The organism is Chitinophaga vietnamensis (assembly GCF_902167635.1).
Lineage (GTDB): Bacteria > Bacteroidota > Bacteroidia > Chitinophagales > Chitinophagaceae > Chitinophaga > Chitinophaga vietnamensis.
In genome coordinates this window covers 546,511-565,138 of record NZ_CABHMS010000004.1, presented here as the reverse complement: position 1 = coordinate 565,138, position 18,628 = coordinate 546,511, and the positions used below count along the sequence as shown (strand labels likewise).

11 protein-coding genes and 1 tRNA gene are annotated in these 18,628 nt (G+C 50.1%); 9 read left to right on the top strand and 3 right to left on the bottom strand.

Going from position 1 to position 18,628, the window contains the following annotated elements; genetic code table 11:
- Window positions 1-15 precede the first annotated feature (15 nt).
- Window positions 16-894, top strand: a complete 879-nt coding sequence (ygiD, locus tag FPG75_RS13540) for a 4,5-DOPA-extradiol-dioxygenase (protein ID WP_201747955.1) — start codon at window positions 16-18, stop codon at window positions 892-894.
- A gap of 48 nt (window positions 895-942) precedes the next feature.
- On the opposite strand, the gene FPG75_RS13535 is transcribed toward ygiD, so the two are convergent.
- Window positions 943-5,595: a DUF3320 domain-containing protein gene (locus FPG75_RS13535; RefSeq protein WP_143307389.1), complete on the bottom strand. Its 4,653-nt coding sequence runs from the start codon at window positions 5,593-5,595 to the stop codon at window positions 943-945.
- 304 nt (window positions 5,596-5,899) lie between these two features.
- Window positions 5,900-5,973 (bottom strand) — tRNA-Arg (locus FPG75_RS13530).
- A gap of 125 nt (window positions 5,974-6,098) precedes the next feature.
- Here FPG75_RS13530 and ung point away from each other — a divergent pair.
- Both ung and FPG75_RS13520 read left to right on the top strand, forming a co-directional pair.
- Window positions 6,099-6,773 carry a uracil-DNA glycosylase gene (ung, locus tag FPG75_RS13525; protein WP_143307388.1) on the top strand — a complete coding sequence of 225 codons (675 nt, stop codon included), beginning with the start codon at window positions 6,099-6,101 and terminating at the stop codon, window positions 6,771-6,773.
- 59 nt (window positions 6,774-6,832) lie between these two features.
- Window positions 6,833-7,579, top strand: a complete 747-nt coding sequence (locus FPG75_RS13520) for a lysophospholipid acyltransferase family protein (RefSeq protein WP_143307387.1) — start codon at window positions 6,833-6,835, stop codon at window positions 7,577-7,579.
- A gap of 143 nt (window positions 7,580-7,722) precedes the next feature.
- Here FPG75_RS13520 and FPG75_RS13515 read toward each other — a convergent pair whose 3' ends face one another.
- The gene (locus FPG75_RS13515; RefSeq protein WP_143307386.1) at window positions 7,723-10,521 is read right to left on the bottom strand and encodes a putative LPS assembly protein LptD; all 2,799 of its coding nucleotides are present in this window, start codon (window positions 10,519-10,521) and stop codon (window positions 7,723-7,725) included.
- Between the two features lie 184 nt (window positions 10,522-10,705).
- Here FPG75_RS13515 and FPG75_RS13510 point away from each other — a divergent pair, with 184 nt between their 5' ends.
- From FPG75_RS13510 to FPG75_RS13485, 6 genes are all read left to right on the top strand, one after another.
- On the top strand, window positions 10,706-11,953 hold the full coding sequence (locus tag FPG75_RS13510; protein ID WP_161596798.1) for an N-acetylmuramoyl-L-alanine amidase family protein: 1,248 nt from the start codon (window positions 10,706-10,708) through the stop codon (window positions 11,951-11,953).
- Window positions 11,954-12,078: 125 nt separating this feature from the next.
- Window positions 12,079-13,077: an MlaD family protein gene (locus FPG75_RS13505; protein ID WP_143307384.1), complete on the top strand. Its 999-nt coding sequence runs from the start codon at window positions 12,079-12,081 to the stop codon at window positions 13,075-13,077.
- Window positions 13,078-13,086: 9 nt separating this feature from the next.
- On the top strand, window positions 13,087-14,985 hold the full coding sequence (locus tag FPG75_RS13500) for an OstA-like protein (RefSeq protein WP_143307383.1): 1,899 nt from the start codon (window positions 13,087-13,089) through the stop codon (window positions 14,983-14,985).
- A 94-nt stretch (window positions 14,986-15,079) separates the two neighbouring features.
- Window positions 15,080-16,252, top strand: coding sequence for a Na+/H+ antiporter NhaA (gene nhaA / locus FPG75_RS13495; protein WP_236652788.1), 1,173 nt, complete (start codon window positions 15,080-15,082; stop codon window positions 16,250-16,252).
- Between the two features lie 113 nt (window positions 16,253-16,365).
- Window positions 16,366-16,890, top strand: a complete 525-nt coding sequence (locus FPG75_RS13490; protein ID WP_143307382.1) for a hypothetical protein — start codon at window positions 16,366-16,368, stop codon at window positions 16,888-16,890.
- Window positions 16,891-16,991: 101 nt separating this feature from the next.
- On the top strand, window positions 16,992-18,509 hold the full coding sequence (locus tag FPG75_RS13485) for an NAD(P)H-hydrate dehydratase (RefSeq protein ID WP_143307381.1): 1,518 nt from the start codon (window positions 16,992-16,994) through the stop codon (window positions 18,507-18,509).
- Window positions 18,510-18,628 lie beyond the last annotated feature (119 nt).

The window sequence follows — 18,628 nt, the reverse complement described above, 5'->3', positions numbered from 1 at the left end:
TGAATCCGTAATTTTATGGAGCGCAAAAATTTTTTAAAACTAATGGCCCTCGCGCCACTTGGAGGATTATCCATGCAACTGACCGACCTGAAAAATATTACTGACAACTATCACGGCACAGACGAAATGCCTGTGATGTTCATCGGGCATGGTAACCCGATGAATGGTATCAGCGACAATGCCTTTACCAGGGCGCTGGGGCATATGGGCGCTTCCTTGCCACACAAGCCCAGGGCCATTCTCGTTATTTCCGCGCACTGGCTCACCAAAGGCACACATGTGTTGGTAGCGCCGCAACCCAAAACCATCCACGATTTCGGCGGATTTCCGGAACCGCTGTACCAGGTACAGTACCCGGCGCCCGGCGCTCCGGAACTGGCACGCGAAACCGGTCAACTCATTACCAGCACGCAGGTAGTGGAAGATGACCACTGGGGCCTCGATCACGGCGCCTGGACAGTACTGAAACACATGTACCCTATGGCCGATATCCCGGTGTATCAACTCAGCATCGACTATCACCAGTCGCCGGAGTATCACTATAAACTGGCAGCAGAATTAAAAGCGCTGCGCAAGAAAGGCGTGCTGATCATGGGCAGCGGCAACATCGTGCACAACCTCTACCAGATTGTGTTCTCCGACAACGCCAAACCTTACGACTGGGCCATCTCCTTTGATGAAACGGTGAAACGAAAACTGGAGCAAGGCGCTTTCAACGATCTTGTCAACTATCATACACTGGGCAGGGAAGCACAATTGTCTATCCCCACCAACGACCATTATCTCCCGATGATATATACGTTAGGGTTAGTGAATAAGGGAGAAGATATAAAATTCACGTACGAAGAAATACAGAATGGCAGCATCAGTATGCGCTGCTTCCAGACGGCTTGATAGCATATAGCCCTTGAGGCCCTCAATGCGCCTCAGGGGCTATGCATATTATAATTTCAGCAGCTCTCCATCCCGCTGCACGATCTTGTTCTCTACATTAATATCGATCGCTTTCAGTAATTCGGTTTTCATTTCTTCTGTTACCCGGCTGAAACCGAACATACGCGCGATGAACGGCACTGCGGCTTCCGGTTGTATGGCCACCGCATCTTTCACCACTTTTTCCAAGGCTACCCCTACCTCTTCTACTGCAATGTAATTGATCTTGCGGGCACTGGGCGGTAACTCGCTACGGTCGCGCACCTGCGGGGCAGGCATATCTTTATGCCAGAGGAACTGCCCTTTTATTTTAATGCGCTTGCCTGCGTCGGCATGTCGCACAGCATGACGTAACACTTCACGGATACGCGGTCCTACCCTTGTAATGCCTGCTGCTTCTACCATGCGGCGTGCTACTTCATCAAAATGCACAGGGCTCTCCACCTCCACTACCTGCTGTATCCAGCTGCATAATTGCCCGATAGGCGCCTGGTGAAATTCCTGATCCTTGATATCTTCCGGCAGGGAAGCCATCGCATAAAGCGGCGTTTCCTCTTCTTTGGTATCTACCTGTTCGCGGGTGAGCGGCATATCTGCGCGGGCATCTGCTATCACCGTATCTTCAATATTGATCGCGGTTTTCGCCTGTTCGATGGCCGCCACTACGCGCTGCAATTCTTTCCCGGGATTATGGAACCAGTCGGTGCTCCAGATGCGGTGTATCTTCCAGCCGATGGCTTCCAATACCTGCTGCCGCAGCCGGTCGCGATCACGGGCGGAGCGCGCCGAATGATAAGCCGCGCCATCACACTCGATGCCCAGCAGGTAACGGCCCGGATTGGCCGCATCTACTATGGCGAGGTCGATATAAAAGCCTTTGGAGCCAACTTGTTTACGTACAATATAACCCAGTGCTTCGAGCTTGGCGGCAACGTTCTCCTCGAAGGGGCTGTCCGCCGGAAGGCCCGTTTCTGCTGTCATGTACAGCTTTCCGTGTTGAGCGAAGTAAAGGAAATTTTTCAGCGCCTGGATGCCATAGCTCTTGGTTCTGTTCAGATCAATATCATCTGCAGTGATATTGGTAAATACTTCGCAACGCAACTTGGCACGCGTGATGAGTACGTTGAGACGACGCTCGCCGCCCTCATTGTTCAGTGGTCCGAAAGACATGGCCACATAGCCCTCCTCCGTACGCCCGTAACCGATAGAGATAAAGATCACGTCTCTCTCATCTCCTTGTACGTTCTCGAGGTTCTTCACAAAAAACGGTTCATTGGCATGGCCATTGAAAAAAGGCTCCAGCTCCGGCGATTTCCTTCTTCTCGTTTCCAGGGCATCGCTGATGGCTTGCCGCTGCGAGGTACTGAACGCCACCACGCCCAGGCTTTGCTGCGGATGATTGCGCGCATGCGCGATCACCGCATCTGCCACGATCTCCGCTTCCTTAGGATTGGTGCGGGTTTTACCACGGTCGTAAGCCGTATCTTTCAAGTGGTGAAATACCAGGCCTGTTTGTTCTTTCGCGCCCGGACTGGGAAATATCACCAATTTATTTTCATAAAATTCATGATTTGACAAAGTAATGAGCGACTCGTGGCGGCTCCTGTAATGCCAGCGCAGCATGCGTTGCGGCGCGCCTTGCGCATCGCAGAGGCCCAATATGCTTTGCATGTCTGCGGTCACGTTTTCTTCATCATCTGTTTCTTTAGTGAGAGAATCAAAGAAACTGGTGGGCGGCAGCTGTTTCGTATCGCCCACTACTACCAACTGCTTTCCGCGAAGAATCGCGCCCAGGGCTTCTACCGGCCTCACCTGGCTGGCCTCGTCAAATATGACGAGATCAAATTCCAGGGCATCTGGTGGTAAAAAATTAGCGATAGACAGAGGGCTCATCATGAACACAGGTTTGATAGCCTGTATTGCATGGCCTGCCGCCTGCATAAGTTTGCGGATAGGCATGTGGCGCGCCTTCTTGTTAAATTCTGTTTTGATGATGTTGACCTGTCCGCCAGCTTCCACGCGCGGTATCTGCTCCCAATGCTGCAATGCGGCGCGCACGCGGTTGTATTGCAGGTTCAGCATATCGAGGCGGCGGAACTGTTGTACCAGCTCCTCATGGCTGGCACGGTCGAATTTGCGGAGTGCCGGCTGCGATTTCACAGCCGTTTCTACCAGGTATTCATACCATGTTTTTTGCAAGGCGATTTTCAGGTACCTGGCGGCATCCGGCCAATGCAATGCAGGCGTGATCAGGCATTCCAGCTTTTCCTGGATAGCAGTTTCCGTCAGGTTATTCCAGGAGAGCAGATGGGAGATGCGGGGAAGATGAGACGACCAGTTTTCCAGCTGTTGCAGCTGCGCCTCAAATGACTGACGGGTAAAGGGCTGCCCGGGAAAACGAACCTCTTCATCCATATCCAGTTCCCGGATCACGGTGGCTGCCAGCCCTTGCTGCGCAGTCGTTTGCTGGCGGATAGCTTGTTCATCCGCACTGGCCGCAGCAGGATCAGGATATTGCTGCAAATAAGCCAGCAGCGCGGCCGGGCATTTGTTCTCCGCAATACGTATATGGATGTCCGTTAGGTAGGCGCTCGCCCTGGATAATACTTCCCAGTTAGATGGCAGTTTCTCCCAGCGGGAACCAAACACATTACTGGCGAGGTCGGCGTGTTCTTTCAATACGGCCTCTTGCCGGCGATATTCCATGATATCATCTACATACTGTAGTTTATCGGTATTCGCTTTGGGCAGGCCATTCCTGCAAAGTGCCGCCAGCCGCCTGTTGCTGCGGTTATAGGCGCCGATCAGGAATTTATACCATTTGTGGCCATGTGCGAGGAGATCCTGCCGCACGGTGATCAGGTCCTGTTCCCAGGCTTCAGGGATCAGCACATCCTGATATGTTTGCCTGATCTCCGCTGCGCGGGCGCCGGCAGACAGCGTTTCAGCGATATCCTGCTTTTGGCGCAGCCATGCCGCATGGCCGGTGTCCATACCTTGCAGATCGGGCTGCCGGGCTATGAGTGCGCAGTGTTCCGCCAGTTGCAAAGCGGTGGCGGTATCTGTTGGCGCGGCAATGCCCATCTTTGCGGCGATATTGCGCGTAGTGGCGCACAGCTGCTGCAGCGCTTCCAGCGCCACTTTCAGCGTACCCTGTACTTTCGTTTGTTCATGCGGCAACAACACCGTTAGCCGGCTGCCCCAGAATGGCGACTGTGAAGGGATGCCGGTATCCTGCAGGCAGGCTTGCAGTCGTTGAGCCATAGCAGTGGCTTTATTCATCTCTACAGCGCCCCAGGATGCTATTTCCGGGATATTGATCCGTGGTAAGATGGTATCGCCGATAACTGTATGCAACTGCAACAGGTGGCCTATCACTTGCTGCGCAGAGAGGCCGCTGGCAGCGATAGCAGCGTTCACGCCAAGGCAATAATCATTGAGCTCCTGTTGATAATTGTGCAGGAGCTGCACTTCGTCCTGTAACTTCTGTATGGTGGGGCGTCCGAGCTCCATTACGCGGCGCAGCTCCTGGTGCAATTCTTTTTTGTTGGCTTTGTGGCTGTGCAACTCGAGGCAGGCCTCTCCCAGGTGAATGTTGTCCAGCCTGCGTTTCACCACTTCCAGGGCGGCCATTTTCTCTGCTACGAACAGTACTTTTTTACCTCTGCCAATCGCATCGGCGATCACGTTGGTGATAGTTTGCGACTTACCGGTACCTGGAGGGCCTTGTATCACAAGGTTGCGGCCTTCCTGTACGGCCAGCATGGCCATGATCTGTGAGCTGTCGGCATCTACTACCTGGAACAGCTCTCCTGCCTGTGTTTCCGTATCAATGAAAGCATCTTCCGGAATGGGCGGCCGGTCGTCCTGAAAGCCGCCGCCAAAGAGGCATTGGATCACCGGATGTTCATCCGGCGTATGACCCTCTTTCCATTTGGCAGCGTCCAGATCATTATAGATCATGAATTTCCCGAAAGAGAAAAAGCCCAGTTCAATCGCATCAGCTTCCACTTTCCATTTGGGCATATCGGCCACTGCGGCGCTTACTGCCGCGAAGTAGGCATTGATATCCACATCTTCCGTATCCGGCATCTCCGGTATGGTGATGTTGAAATCTGCTTTCATCTTTGCCTGTAAGGAGATGTTCTCCCCTACTTCCTCGAGGGTATATCTCAGGCTGAAACGCTCACGGGCGCTGGATCTTTCCAGGGCCACCGGTACCAGTATCAGTGGCGCCTGCCGCATTTCATCACTGCCGGTTTCATACCATTGCAGCATGCCCAGCGAGATATACAATATGTTCACCCCCTGCTCTTCAATGCTCATACGCGCGGCGTAGTAAGTATTGAGCAACCTGGTTTGCAAGTTAGTATTCTGTTCGTCGGTTTGCAGCCGCGTATCGGTGTAACCCTCTTTCAGCGCGGCTTCCGAAGGCTCCGTATATACTACCTCCTGATCTTCTCCAGCTTTTACGGCACGGCCCAGGAACGACATGGTTTTGTTTTCTTTCACCAGTATCTCATAAATGGCGGCAGACTGCTCCTGCACCATGTGCAAGCCTTTACTGGCGGGCAGTTTATAATTCAGCAAGGGGTTCCTGAGGCCAAGGTCCAACAGCTCTTTCCGGGAAGCCTCCAGCCTGGTTAATATGGATGCATTCATAATAGCAACGCGACTGTGATAATTGGAGAATATAAAACTGTAAAAATATAGCTTATAAACGATAAACTCAGCCCGTAAGTATACTGCCTTTATACAGGCTTGAAACTGGCTTTATACAGGGAGTATCCTGGCAGCAAATGCTGCTTCGTATATACCATTACGTTAGCCGGCTATGATCCTGGCGGAAATTAGTACAGGCATGCGCAATGTATTTGCGCAACACCATTTATGCTTAGCCTTTCTGGAGAGAAACCGGAGAAAAGAAAAAAGGACAAACCGATGCGTATTCGATTTGTCCTTTTTGTGTCCCGGATTGGATTCGAACCAATGGCCTACTGCTTAGAAGGCAGTTGCTCTATCCAGCTGAGCTACCGAGACTTATCTCCCTTGATGATATCAAATAAATGGTTATATTTAACTTTCATTTTGGGAGTGCAAATGTATATAAATTTCCTATAAACATTCAAATTATTTTTGTTTTTTTTCGATAACGTTGTGTTACTATGGATGTTAAAATTGAATCAAGCTGGAAGGAAGTATTGAAAGACGAGTTTCAGAAATCGTATTTTGAGCAGATTGTCATGTTCCTCAAACATGAAAAAGCGCTGGGCCGTGTGATCTATCCGCCCGGCAATCTCATCTTCAACGCCTTCGATAAAACACCTTTCGACAAAGTAAAAGTAGTGATTCTCGGGCAAGATCCCTATCATGGGGAAGGACAGGCACATGGCCTTTGTTTTTCTGTACAGGATGGCGTGAAACCACCGCCATCACTGGTGAATATCTACAAGGAAATGCAAACTGACCTCGGCCTGCAACCGCCTGCCAGCGGCAATCTTACCAAATGGGCCGAACACGGCGTACTGTTGCTCAACGCAATCCTCACCGTACGTGCCGGCGAAGCTGCTTCCCATAGCAAGATCGGCTGGGAAAACTTCACCGACGCCGTGATCCGCAAAATATCAGACCTCAAACATGATGTGGTATTCCTGCTCTGGGGCCGCTTTGCGCAAGACAAACAAATCCTCATCGACGCTACGAAACATCATATCCTGAAAGCGGCCCACCCCTCGCCTTTCAGCGCCGATAAAGGATTTTTCGGATGTAAGCACTTTTCCAAAACAAATGAAATACTGAGCAAAGCGGGTATTGAGCCGGTCGACTGGCGCCTGCAATAGAAATCAATTATTTTAATATATTAGCCCGGCTAAAGCAGTGCGCAAATGCCATCGCTATCATGAACCTGTTAAAAAATATTTTCGGCAGAATCTTCGCCCTATATGCCTTGCTCCTGTTCGCGGGCACGATGCTGATCGTATTTATTCCCATCTGGATATATTCCTTTCAGCCTGATCCCCGCAAAACGCGCGCTTTCGTGGCCATCGGCCGTGTATGGATGAAAATATATATGCCGCTCATCGGATGCCCCGTAAGGCGTAAAGGCCTGGAACACTTCCAACGGGGACAGACCTACGTAGTTGTCTGCAATCACAATTCCCTCATCGATGTGCCAGTTACCACACCCGGCGTGCCCGGTGGTAACAAAACACTGGCAAAGGCCTCTCTCGGCAAAATCCCGCTCTTCGGCGTACTATACCGCATCGGCGGCATCCTGGTAGACCGCAGCAGCGAAGCGAGCAGGAAAAAAAGCGTCGAAGACATGAAACACGCGCTGAGCCTCGGTTTGCACATGCTGCTCTATCCCGAAGGCACGCGCAACCGCACCGATCAACCGCTCAAAGCCTTCTACGACGGGGCTTTCGCCTTAGCCATCGATACGCAGCTACCGATCATTCCTTCACTCCTGTTTCACACTAAAAAAATATTGCCGGCAGCAAAATTCTTTTACGCCCTGCCGCACCACATCGACTACCACTTCCTCGAACCCATACCCACCAAAGGCCTTACACGGGAAGACCTGCCAGCGCTGAAAGAGAAAGTGTTTAAGATAATGTGGGATTATTATAGTCAGAACCAGGATTGAACGGATTAAAAAGATTCACCTGATTTAACGCGAAGATCATTTAAACAAAGAAGCCCTTGAAGCGCTCAAAGCGCTTCAAGGGCTGGAACCTCGTTAATCTTCGCGTTAAATCAGGTGAATCTTTTTAATCCGTTTAATCCTGGTCAAAAACTATAGAATTGCCGCGATCGGTTAATCCGCAAATCCCGCAGGATACCCGCTTTCGGGTTGATAGTAATACTAAACTGACGGAAAGTACCAAACGGTATCAGGTTGATCGACATCTGCCAGCAGTGCAGATCGCGGGAGATATACATGTTCGTATAGGCCACCTGCATATTCGTAAAGTCGAAGCCGCTGTTCAAACCGATCTTCCATTTGGGCGTAAGACTGAAGTCGCCATTGAAACTAACGTACTGGGTTACACGCTTTACAACGCCACCGGAATCAGGAATGACGGTATTGGTATACGACAAGCTATACGAGAGATCCACGCGCCAGGGAATATCGAAATCCACATATTCACCGGGGTTGTTCCTCATCATCTGCAATTGCCGCTGCTGCGCCGCAAAGGCAGCATCGGTGTTCTGTGCATTGGCGATGGAATCAAGTTTCTGTTCTTTATTTTTTGATTTCTTGTCCTTCGACTGGAACGAAGTGCTCATAGAGATCGTTGCATTCGTGAGGCGTCCCAGGCTGAGCTTGCCCTGCTGCCAAACGTATTTGTCGAGGCGATGGCCGCGCTCATTGACCTGGTAAGGATCGATGTTACCGCTCGCCGAAATATTCAGTTTATCAAAGAGGTTGGTACGCGCGTAAATGCCGAAGGGCGAGAGTTTGAACGAATCGGCCACCAGGTTGTAACTGGTGGTGATACCGAAACCATCCAGCAGCTTCACCTTCTTCTCATGGTTACCACTCGTGTCTTTCCTCGAAAACACTTTCATCTCAAGGTTATTGTCGAGCGCGAAGTTCAGGCCGCCGAAAGTACCTTCCGATGGCACGCCGATCACCGAGCCGGTATACAGCGAGGTACGCTGAATATCTGCGGGGTTCTTGGAGTATTGGAGATTATAGTAGATGCCATTGGTGAGATCGGGGCGGTAAGAGGCGCTGAGCGTAGGCCGCATCACGTGCCGGATAGCCTTGATCTTCGAGCCTTTGCGGAATTGATACATGCCATATAGCGCCGTTGCCAGTGCCATATTGAAGTTCACCTCATGCGCTGCAAAAAAGCCAGGGATGTAGGTTGTATCAATAGCGCCGAGGGTATCGGTGGAATAATTATATTTATTCGGGTTCCAGCTGCGTTTCACCTGTTTGGTGTACCAGTATTCATTCACGTTGATGCCGGGCGACAAGGTGAATGATTTGAAGATGGGCACCGAGAAAGAGATCGGGATGCTATGCTGCATACCCGTCTGTAAGGCGTCGAACATGGCCTTTTTACCAAAGGCAGAATCCTTGAAGGTAGCGGAGTTGCGCAGCTGCACGTTATAGGAGATACCAATCTTTTCATACCATTTCGGCGTGCCTACCAGTTCCTTTGGCTGGAACGGATAGATCGTATTCACCGTGAAGTTCGCATCCGGGAAGGAGATAGAGATATCGCGGGTGCTGAGGTTCTGGGAGTGCGTGAGGCCTACGGTGAGGTTGTAAGGCTTGCCCTGCCAGGTTTTTGAAAAGCTGATAGATGATCCGATGTTATTGTTTACACGGGTGCTGTAATCAAATACATTATACCGGTTATAGCTGGATGTCCCGAAGTTTACACTCGCTCCGAAGTTCACGCCTGGCCTGGCTTTGCTGTCCATGCTGTGGTTCCATGTCACGCGGAAGTCGCGGGAGGAGGTGAACTCTGATGGCACGGAAGGATCGCCGAAACGGGTATTGGCGAGGCTCAGGTTGAAACCGCCGTTGTACTTGTATCGTTTCCGGTAGGTAGGACTGGCCGTGAGGCTCCAGCTACCGTAGGAGTATACGTCGCCGCGCAGGGTGAGGTCTACATGTTCGCCGAGCCCGAAATAATATCCGCCATTTTCAAGGCCCATCCCTTTCTGCTGGTTCACTACATACTGCGGTGGCAGGATACCTGAGCGCTGCCCCTGTGTGATGGGGAAGATGGCGAAGGGAATGAACAGCGGAGTGGGAATGCCTTCTATTTCGAGGTTTGCCGGCCCTGATACGATCAGTTTGTCGGGGATAACCTTTATTTTGCGTGCGCGGAAGCTGAAGTGCGGCGTATCCAGGTTACAGGTCGTGTAGCCGTTCTTGAAGCCAAAGATGGTATTGTCCGCTTCGCGTTTGGTTTTTTCGCTATGAACGAACCCTTCTCCGTATTGGGAGCGGGTATTGAAGATCATGGCCTTCTGGGAAGTGAAATTATATTTCAGCGTGTCGGATTCGAAGCTCTGTCCGCCATCATTCATCACGGGCCTGCCGGTGATCTTGCCGGCGGTATCCTTGGTGTTGGTAGCTTCCAGCACGCCGCTGTTCTGGTCGAAGTTCACTTTCGCTGCGGTGAGGTCGATGGTTTTATATTTCACATTGGCGGTGCCGTAGAGATAGAATTTCTTTTCCGTTACCATCAGCACCATAGAGTCCTGTGCTTTGGCGGTAACCACTGCATCCAGCGTATCTTTGGAAACTTTCGGGATATAGATGGTATCTAATCTTACTGTTTTACCGGTAGTATCTGTATCTTTTGATACGATCGAAGTATCTTTGGAGATAGTAGCGGAATCGGCCGGTTTGCCGGTTTTGGCAGCGGGAGGCTTGGCAGGGGCCTGTTTCCGGGTAACAGGAACGGTATCTGCCAAATTTTTGTTAAATCCTGCTAATCCGTGTGGCCTGTTGCCTGCAGTTGCATCTATAATAAAGGGAACGGCGATCACCACACCTGCAAAAGCCAGGTATGACTGCCGTAAAAACTTTTTATAATTATTTTTGTAGCTAGAGCTCATGTGTTAAGGCGGGCACAAACCTACAAGATTTTATACAATTTATTACAATTGATAACTTGTAAAGTTTGACCGGCCGGCGCAGGAAAAGGACTTAAAACACGCATGGAGCAAGTAAATTATTAATTTAACAGATAAACGTATTTTTTTATTTTTTGTGATTACAGCACCCATTAAAATGAGAATCATGCGCTGGAACCGATCTTGGATTTTAGGACTGGGAACATTACTCACCTGTACCTTTTTTATTCAGGCAAAAAACTCTCCAATTTCAGACAAACCGGGAAAACAGGGGAAGCCTATCAAAACCATTGTCATTGATGCCGGCCACGGCGGCGAAGACCCGGGCGCCAAAGGCAGCTACTCCACAGAGAAACAAGTGACCCTGGAAGTGGCGCTGAAGCTGGGAAAAATCCTGGAAGAAAATATGCCCGATGTAAAGGTGGTGTATACACGAAAATCTGACCGCTTCGACGATCCGAGAAAAAAAGCCCAGATCGCCAACGATGCCAAAGGCGAACTATTCGTATCTATCCACTGTAATTCTACCGGAAAGATCCATAAAGTAGTAGGCTATAAAACCGTATACCACAAGAAAGGCCGTCACAAGGTGCCTGTAAAACAGGCCATCTACGCCACTTTCCCAAGCAATGCCAAAGGTACCGAAACCTATATCTGGGCCACCAGTAAAAACAATGCGAAAATGGAATCCCTCAAACAAAATTCCGTGATCGTGCTGGATGCCAACTCTGAAGAGTCAAAAGCATTGATGGATGATACCGATCCTGAAACCTTTATTCTCCTCAACACCTTGCGCAACGCCTATTTCGACCAGAGCCTCCGCCTCTCTACCCTCATCGAAGATGAATTTACAAAGGTAGGCCGCATCAGCCGTGGCGCCAGACAAAGGAACGAAAAAGGTATCTGGGTACTATCGGCAACGGCTATGCCAAGCGTACTGGTGGAACTGGGCTTCATCAGTAACCCGGAAGAAGAGGAATACCTCAACTCCAACAGCGGCCAACAGGAGCTGGCACAGTGCATCTACAAAGCCATCAAGCGTTACCGCGATGAACTGGACCGCTTCACCAACAGCCGCAATACACAACCTTCTACAGACGAAGCCACTACTGGCGCCACACGCCCGCAAGCCTCCAACCTCCACAAGGGAAAAGGCGGCAAACGCCCACCTGCCGCACCACAGCAGGATGACAGCTACGGCATCCAGTTGCTCGTTTCTGATAAACTTTATACACCGGGAGCTTCCATTTTCAGGAAGCTCCACGGTGATGTAGCAAGAGAACAAGTTGTTATCAATAAAAAAAAAATGCACAAATACACCTGGGGCCATTTCAAAACAGAACAACTGGCCAGCACCGCGCTACGGAAAGCCCGCAAGCTTGGATTTAAAGACGCTTTCGTTATCAACTACTGATCTCCCGCCCCGCCCCACTGCATAACCTACGCCCCCCTTTTCTTCTTTTTTATTCCCAACATTTTTTTACGACCACTCCCCGCACTCGCTTTTTGATTATTTTTGCGTGAACGTATACGATTATCATGCTCAAGTTATCTAATGAAACCAAAGTAGGCATACTTACCGTATTGGGTATCACCTTGCTTGTACTGGGATTTAATTTACTGAAAGGAAAAAGCCTGTTCTCCCACAATAAAACTATCTACGCCGTTTATAAACAGGTAAATGGACTACAGCCCTCCAACGCTGTTCAGGTCAATGGACTCGTTGTCGGCAATGTGACCAACCTGGACGTAATGGAACACAACCCAGGCAAGATCCTCGTAACGCTTACCATCAACAAAAAAATAGAAATACCCCGTAACTCTGTAGCCCGCATCAGCAGCGACCTGCTGGGCACCAAAACTGTGCAGGTGGACCTGGGTAACGCCAGCGACTATCTGAAAAGTGGCGACACCGTGTATGCCTCAGTAGATGGCTCCATGACCGATGCACTGAAAGAACAGCTCACCCCCCTCGTGAAAAAACTGGAAGGCACGCTCAGTAACATCGACTCTGTACTGCTCACCGTCAATAACATCCTCGATACCACCACCAAAGGCAACCTGCGCGACGCTATCCGTGGCCTGAACCATACGATGCATAACCTCTCGCAAACCTCTGCCTCCCTCAATGGTATGCTCGATCCCAACAAAGGCAATATACAGGCTACCTTTAACAACCTCGCAGCTGTTACCGGTAATCTGAAAAATAATAACGACAAGATCACCGGCATCCTCGACAATGCCCACAAAGCTACCGGCGCACTGGCCAATGGCAATATCGACAAAACCTTGCACGAACTTCAGGAAACCGTTACCAAGCTGAATGCCACCATGGCCAAACTGAACAACAACGACGGTACCGTTGGCCTGCTCATGAATGACAAAAAGGTATACAACAACCTGCAATATTCTCTCGGCAATCTCAACAAACTGCTGGAAGATCTGCGCGTAAACCCGAAACGGTATGTGCATTTCTCCCTGTTTGGCAAAAAAGATAAAGTAAAGCCCTTACCTTCAGATACAGCAACGGCTCAATAAAACTATTCAATGCGTTTAAAAATAAAATCAGGGCTTCTACTCGCCGCGATCTGCCTCGCCGCTATACTGCCGGCCAAAGCACAGTTCCCGGCCAAACAACCTGCTCCCAAACAAGGAACAGTAGTGGAGATCATACAAGCCGATGTACTGAATACCATCGAAAAAGATAGTATCAACGTCACCAAATTCATTGGCAGCGCCATTTTCAAACAGGGCAATACCCTGTTCTATTGCGACAGTGCCATCAAAAATAATAAAACCAATATCATCGACGCCTTCGGGCATATTCATATCAACCAGGCCGACAGTATCCACATCTACGGGAATTTCCTCAACTACGATGCTAACACGCGCATGGCTACACTAAAACAGGACGCCAGGCTCACCGATGGCAAAGTAACTATCACCGGCCCCGAACTGCAATATGATATGAACGCCAAAATAGGCAGCTATGTAAAAACCGGTAAACTGGTGAATGGCAAAAGCGTATTGACCAGCGACGAAGGGTTTTACTATGCAGATACCAAAGAGATGCATTTCCAGCGCAATGTATTGCTGGTAGATCCGGACTACACGCTCACCACCGATGCCCTCCTCTATAACACGGAAACAAAAGTGGCCAACATTATCGCGCCCACTACCATCAATGAAGGCAAACGCATCATGTACGTTACCACCGGCTATTATGATACCGATAAAGGATATGGCAATTTCGGCAACCGCCCTACCATCGAAGATAGTACCGCTACCATTACCGCGGATAATATCGAGATGGACAAGATTACCGGATTTGCCTATGCCACCGGCAACATGGTATACCGGGATACAGCCCGGAAAATGTCGCTGCTGGCCAATCGCGGCGTAGTGAACCAGATACAGAAAACGATCCTCGCCACACAAAAGCCTTTGCTCATTATGGAGAAGAACAAGGATACCATGTACCTGGCGTCAGACACGCTTTTCTCCGGTGTGATCAAACCCAACGACAGCCTCTCCATCCCTTCTGCGGAAGGCCTGAAGAAAACCACGAAAGCTAAAACAGATACCGTAAAAACAAAGCAGCCGCCAGGCAGACAAACGCCCGCCAGGCCGCTATCAGACAGTATTCCATTCATCGCAAAAGGCGATTCCCTGCTGGCGAAACAAAAAGATAGTGTATCCGGCACCGTTATGATGAAGGCCGCCGATAGCGCCCTCGCCAAAACCCGCAACAAACTGGATAGCAATGCCGTCAAAACCGTAAAGATAGCGCCGATAGCGCCTGTGCCGCCACGCGACTCGCTGCCCGGCATCAAACATCATAAAGATAGCATCGCCGCCAAAACGCCCGCCGACACCACCGAACAGCGCTATATCCTCGCTTACCACCATGTGCGTATCTTTTCGGATTCCTTGCAGGGCGTGGCCGACAGCGTATATTACAGCACCAAAGATTCCATCTTCCGCTTCTTCCGCGATCCCGTGCTATGGGCCAATAACAAAACCCAGCTCAGTGGCGATACCATCTATCTATACACCAAAAATCAAACGGCAGATAAAATGATATTGAAACAACATGCCATGATCGTGAATGAAGCCGGACCGGATATGTATAACCAGATCAAAGGCAACGTGATCACCGGTTATGTGGTGAAAGAAACACTCGACTGGATGCATGTGGAAGGTAATGCCGAAACGATCACTTACGCCACGGATAAAGACGGCGCATTCATGAACGTAACACATGCCATGTCTGCTACGATCAATTTATTTTTCAAGTCCGGAGACCTTGAACAGGTGCGGTTTTACACGCAACCGGAAACCACCACCTATCCGTTTACACAGAGACCGATGGACCAGCTGAAACTGGAAAATTTCAAATGGGATGTAAAACGCAAGCCCAAATCAAAATATGAGTTGATGCAATAAGCGATCAGATATGCTGGAAGAGCCATTCTGCCTTGGTAGAATGGCTCTTCCCATTTAAAGACTTTATATTTGCAATAACTCAAACTATTGTATCGTGATCAAATCTATCAGGAAATCGCTATTGTCCCCGCTTTACATGTTTTTGAAAGACAGTCGCGCCGTGGGTATTGTACTCATCGCATGTACGCTGATATCCATGATACTGGCCAATTCCGGCGCGGGACCCGGGTATATCGGTTTCTGGAATGATCTCTTCGATCCGGCAGGCGGTCATCACTATCAATACCGTTCTCTTCATCTCCCCAACTCCTATCTGTTATGGATAAACGATGGCATGATGGTGCTGTTCTTTTTTATGGTAGGAATGGAGATCAAACGTGAATTAACGGTAGGTGAGCTGTCGTCCATCAGGCAGTCGATACTTCCGGTGCTGGCGGCTATCGGCGGAATGTTGTTTCCTGCATTGATATTCACGTTATTTAACAATGGTACTGAATATGCCCATGGATGGGGCATTCCGATGGCTACAGACATTGCTTTTTCACTTGGTATCCTGTCGCTGTTGGGTAAGCGTGTGCCGGTGAGTCTCAAGATATTCCTGATGGCGCTGGCCATCATCGATGATCTGGGCGCCATTCTCACCATCGCCATCTTTTATACTCCTCATCTTGAAATAAAATATTTACTGATAGGCGCCGCTGTTTTCCTGATACCGTTGTTGCTGAATTTTATGAAAGTAGAGCGCCTGATCTTTTACTTCATCCCCGGATTGGTGCTCTGGTATTGCCTTTTCAACTCCGGCGTACATGCTACGATCGCGGGTGTGTTGCTGGCATTCTGTATCCCGCAGGATAAAATTTCGGAGCTGGTACATGGCCTGCATGACCCGGTGAATTTTATAGTGATGCCTTTGTTTGCGCTCGCGAACACTGCGATACTGCTACCTTCCGACGTGATGCAGGCTTTGCATCATGATATCAGCTATGGCGTGATTACCGGGCTGGTGATCGGTAAACCGCTGGGCATTTTCGTTTTATCATTTATAGCAGTGAAGATGAAACTGGGTACACTGCCTGCAAAATCAAACTGGTGGCAGCTTCTGGGCATTGGCCTCATTGCCGGCATTGGTTTCACGATGTCTATTTTTATTTCCTCCCTGGCATATACGGATAGAAACTTGCAGATCATCGCGATCATGTCGGTGATCGTTGCCTCTGTGGTAGCAGGTGCAGCGGGGTTCATTTATTTGCGCCTGATCAGAAGATAATGCTGGCACTGTTATTGTTAATCATTTGTGAATTTTTTTGCCAGTATTATACTTTAGAGAACGGAGATCACGTTTACTAGCGCAAATATTTTTTATCAAACAAGCAATCATTTATGAAAAAAGTCGTGTTATTACTCAGCCTGTTTGCAGTACTCGCTATCCAGGCTAACGCGCAAAAAAGAAGCAGCCGTAGTTACAGCGTAGACAACTACAGCACTGCATTGGGTATCCGCCTGAACCCCTGGCTGGCAGGTTTCACTATCAAGCATTTTATCCAGGGCCCTCACGCCATTGAAGGTATTGTAAGCACTAATTTCGACAAAAGAACCAATGTAACCTTCACTGGTTTGTATGAATACCACTGGAATGTAGGCCTGCAAGGACTGAACATGTTCGGTGGCGGCGGCGTACACCTGAGTATCCTGGACCGTCGTGATTACGACTGGGACCGTTACGTAAACAAAGGCAATGGCACTTATGCAACGCCAGGCCTGGATGGTATCATCGGTATTGAATATACTTTCAAGAAGATACCGCTGAACCTGAGCGCCGACCTGAAACCTTTCGTACAGTTTGTAGGCCCGACCAATTATATCGGAGAAGAGATGGGCGGTGTATCTGCGCGCTTTACGTTCTAAGAGCTTTACTGTATTAATTTTTTAAACGGATCATGGGAGATGCCATGATCCGTTTTTTTATGTGTTGAAATGCCTAATTTTAGATATTCAATATCCAGGCTATGAAAATCTTCAGTGCTGCGCAGGTCCGCGAGGCCGACGCCTACACGATACAACATGAACCTGTAAGCAGCCTCCAATTAATGGAGCGCGCCGCCGGAGCATGCGCAGTATGGCTGGAAGAGCACTTTACCCCGGAACACTCCTTTTACATTTTCTGCGGTAAAGGCAATAATGGCGGCGATGGCCTCGTGATCGCCCGGATGCTGCTGGGCGCGGGTTATACCGCCATAGTATGCCTGTTGCAACCGGGCGGCCAACGCAGCCCCGACAATGCCGCCAACCTGCAACTGCTCAGGGAGCACTACCCCTCATGCCTATACGAAATTGGCGCAGTAGCCGACTTTCCGGAATTGCCTGCCGGCGCCGTTATTGTGGATGCCATTTTCGGCACCGGGCTGAATAAGCCCGTCGATGGCTGGATAGCGGGCATCATCCACCAGATCAATGACCATTACCATCGTCACAATATCATAGCGATAGATATACCCTCCGGGCTGATGGCCGATAGCAGCTCCCGACATATGCCAGTGATACAGGCTCATCATACCCTCAGCTTCGAGTGTTACAAACTGGCATTCCTGCTGCCGGAGAATGCCGCCAGCACCGGCGCCGTGGATATCCTGCCCATACGCCTGCATCCCGGTTACCTAACGCAAACGCCTGTACGCTTTCATGTGACCGACCGGGACATGATACAGACCATCTACCAGCCGCGGGCACCGTTTTCGCACAAAGGCACTTACGGGCATGCCCTGTTGATAGCCGGCAGCTATGGCAAGATGGGCGCTGCCGTGCTCAGCGCAGGCGCCTGCCTGCGCGCGGGCGTAGGTCTGCTCACCTGTTACGTGCCGCATAGCGGTTACCAGATCATGCAGCTCAGCGAGCCATGCGCCATGTGCCTCACCGATGAAGAAGAGCGCTACAGCAGCCGCTTTCATGAGGCGGTAGCACAAACCAGCTATGCCGCTGTGGGTATTGGCCCCGGCCTTGGCACGCACAATGCCACGGCCCTGGCATTCGAAAAGCTGCTGGAAAGCTACCAGCGCCCGATGGTGATAGATGCGGACGCCCTCAACCTGCTTTCCGTATATCCGTACCTGTTATATAAGGTGCCGGCCGGTTCTATCCTTACCCCGCATCCCAAAGAGTTTGAACGACTGTTTGGCCACAGTGATAACGACTTTGACCGTTTGGAATTGCTGTCGGCGCAGGCGGTGAAGCTTCAGCTATACATCCTGCTAAAGGGCCGCTACTCTGCCATTGCCTGCCCTGATGGCGCAGTCTACTTTAACCCCACCGGCAATCCTGGTATGGCCACTGGCGGTAGCGGCGATGTGCTGACAGGTATCCTCACAGGGCTGCTGGCGCAGCAATATACGCCCAAAGCCGCTGTGCTGCTGGGCGCCTGGCTGCATGGCTTTGCCGGCGACCTGGCAGCGGCCCATCTGTCGCAGGAAGCCATGACTGCGGCTGATATCACTGCCTTCCTCGGCCAGGCCTTCCGGGAAGGTATCTGACGAAAATATTTTTCTCCCCCTGAAAGCCCGGTCACAGCAGGTTTCCCTAATAATTATTTTATTGTATGTACTATTATTGATTTATGTTTTATTTTTATTTGAAACACTTTTTGGTATCT

Bases quoted from the DNA above. Each gene is read 5' to 3' on its own strand.
- ygiD (WP_201747955.1), top strand. From the start codon at position 16: ATGGAGCGCAAAAATTTTTTAAAACTAATGGCCCTCGCGCCACTTGGA.
- ung (WP_143307388.1), top strand. From the start codon at position 6,099: ATGGATGTTAAAATTGAATCAAGCTGGAAGGAAGTATTGAAAGACGAG.
- FPG75_RS13485 (WP_143307381.1), top strand. From the start codon at position 16,992: ATGAAAATCTTCAGTGCTGCGCAGGTCCGCGAGGCCGACGCCTACACG.
- FPG75_RS13515 (WP_143307386.1), bottom strand. From the start codon at position 10,521: ATGAGCTCTAGCTACAAAAATAATTATAAAAAGTTTTTACGGCAGTCA.
- FPG75_RS13510 (WP_161596798.1), top strand. From the start codon at position 10,706: ATGCGCTGGAACCGATCTTGGATTTTAGGACTGGGAACATTACTCACC.
- FPG75_RS13520 (WP_143307387.1), top strand. From the start codon at position 6,833: ATGAACCTGTTAAAAAATATTTTCGGCAGAATCTTCGCCCTATATGCC.
- FPG75_RS13500 (WP_143307383.1), top strand. From the start codon at position 13,087: ATGCGTTTAAAAATAAAATCAGGGCTTCTACTCGCCGCGATCTGCCTC.
- FPG75_RS13535 (WP_143307389.1), bottom strand. From the start codon at position 5,595: ATGAATGCATCCATATTAACCAGGCTGGAGGCTTCCCGGAAAGAGCTG.
- FPG75_RS13490 (WP_143307382.1), top strand. From the start codon at position 16,366: ATGAAAAAAGTCGTGTTATTACTCAGCCTGTTTGCAGTACTCGCTATC.
- FPG75_RS13505 (WP_143307384.1), top strand. From the start codon at position 12,079: ATGCTCAAGTTATCTAATGAAACCAAAGTAGGCATACTTACCGTATTG.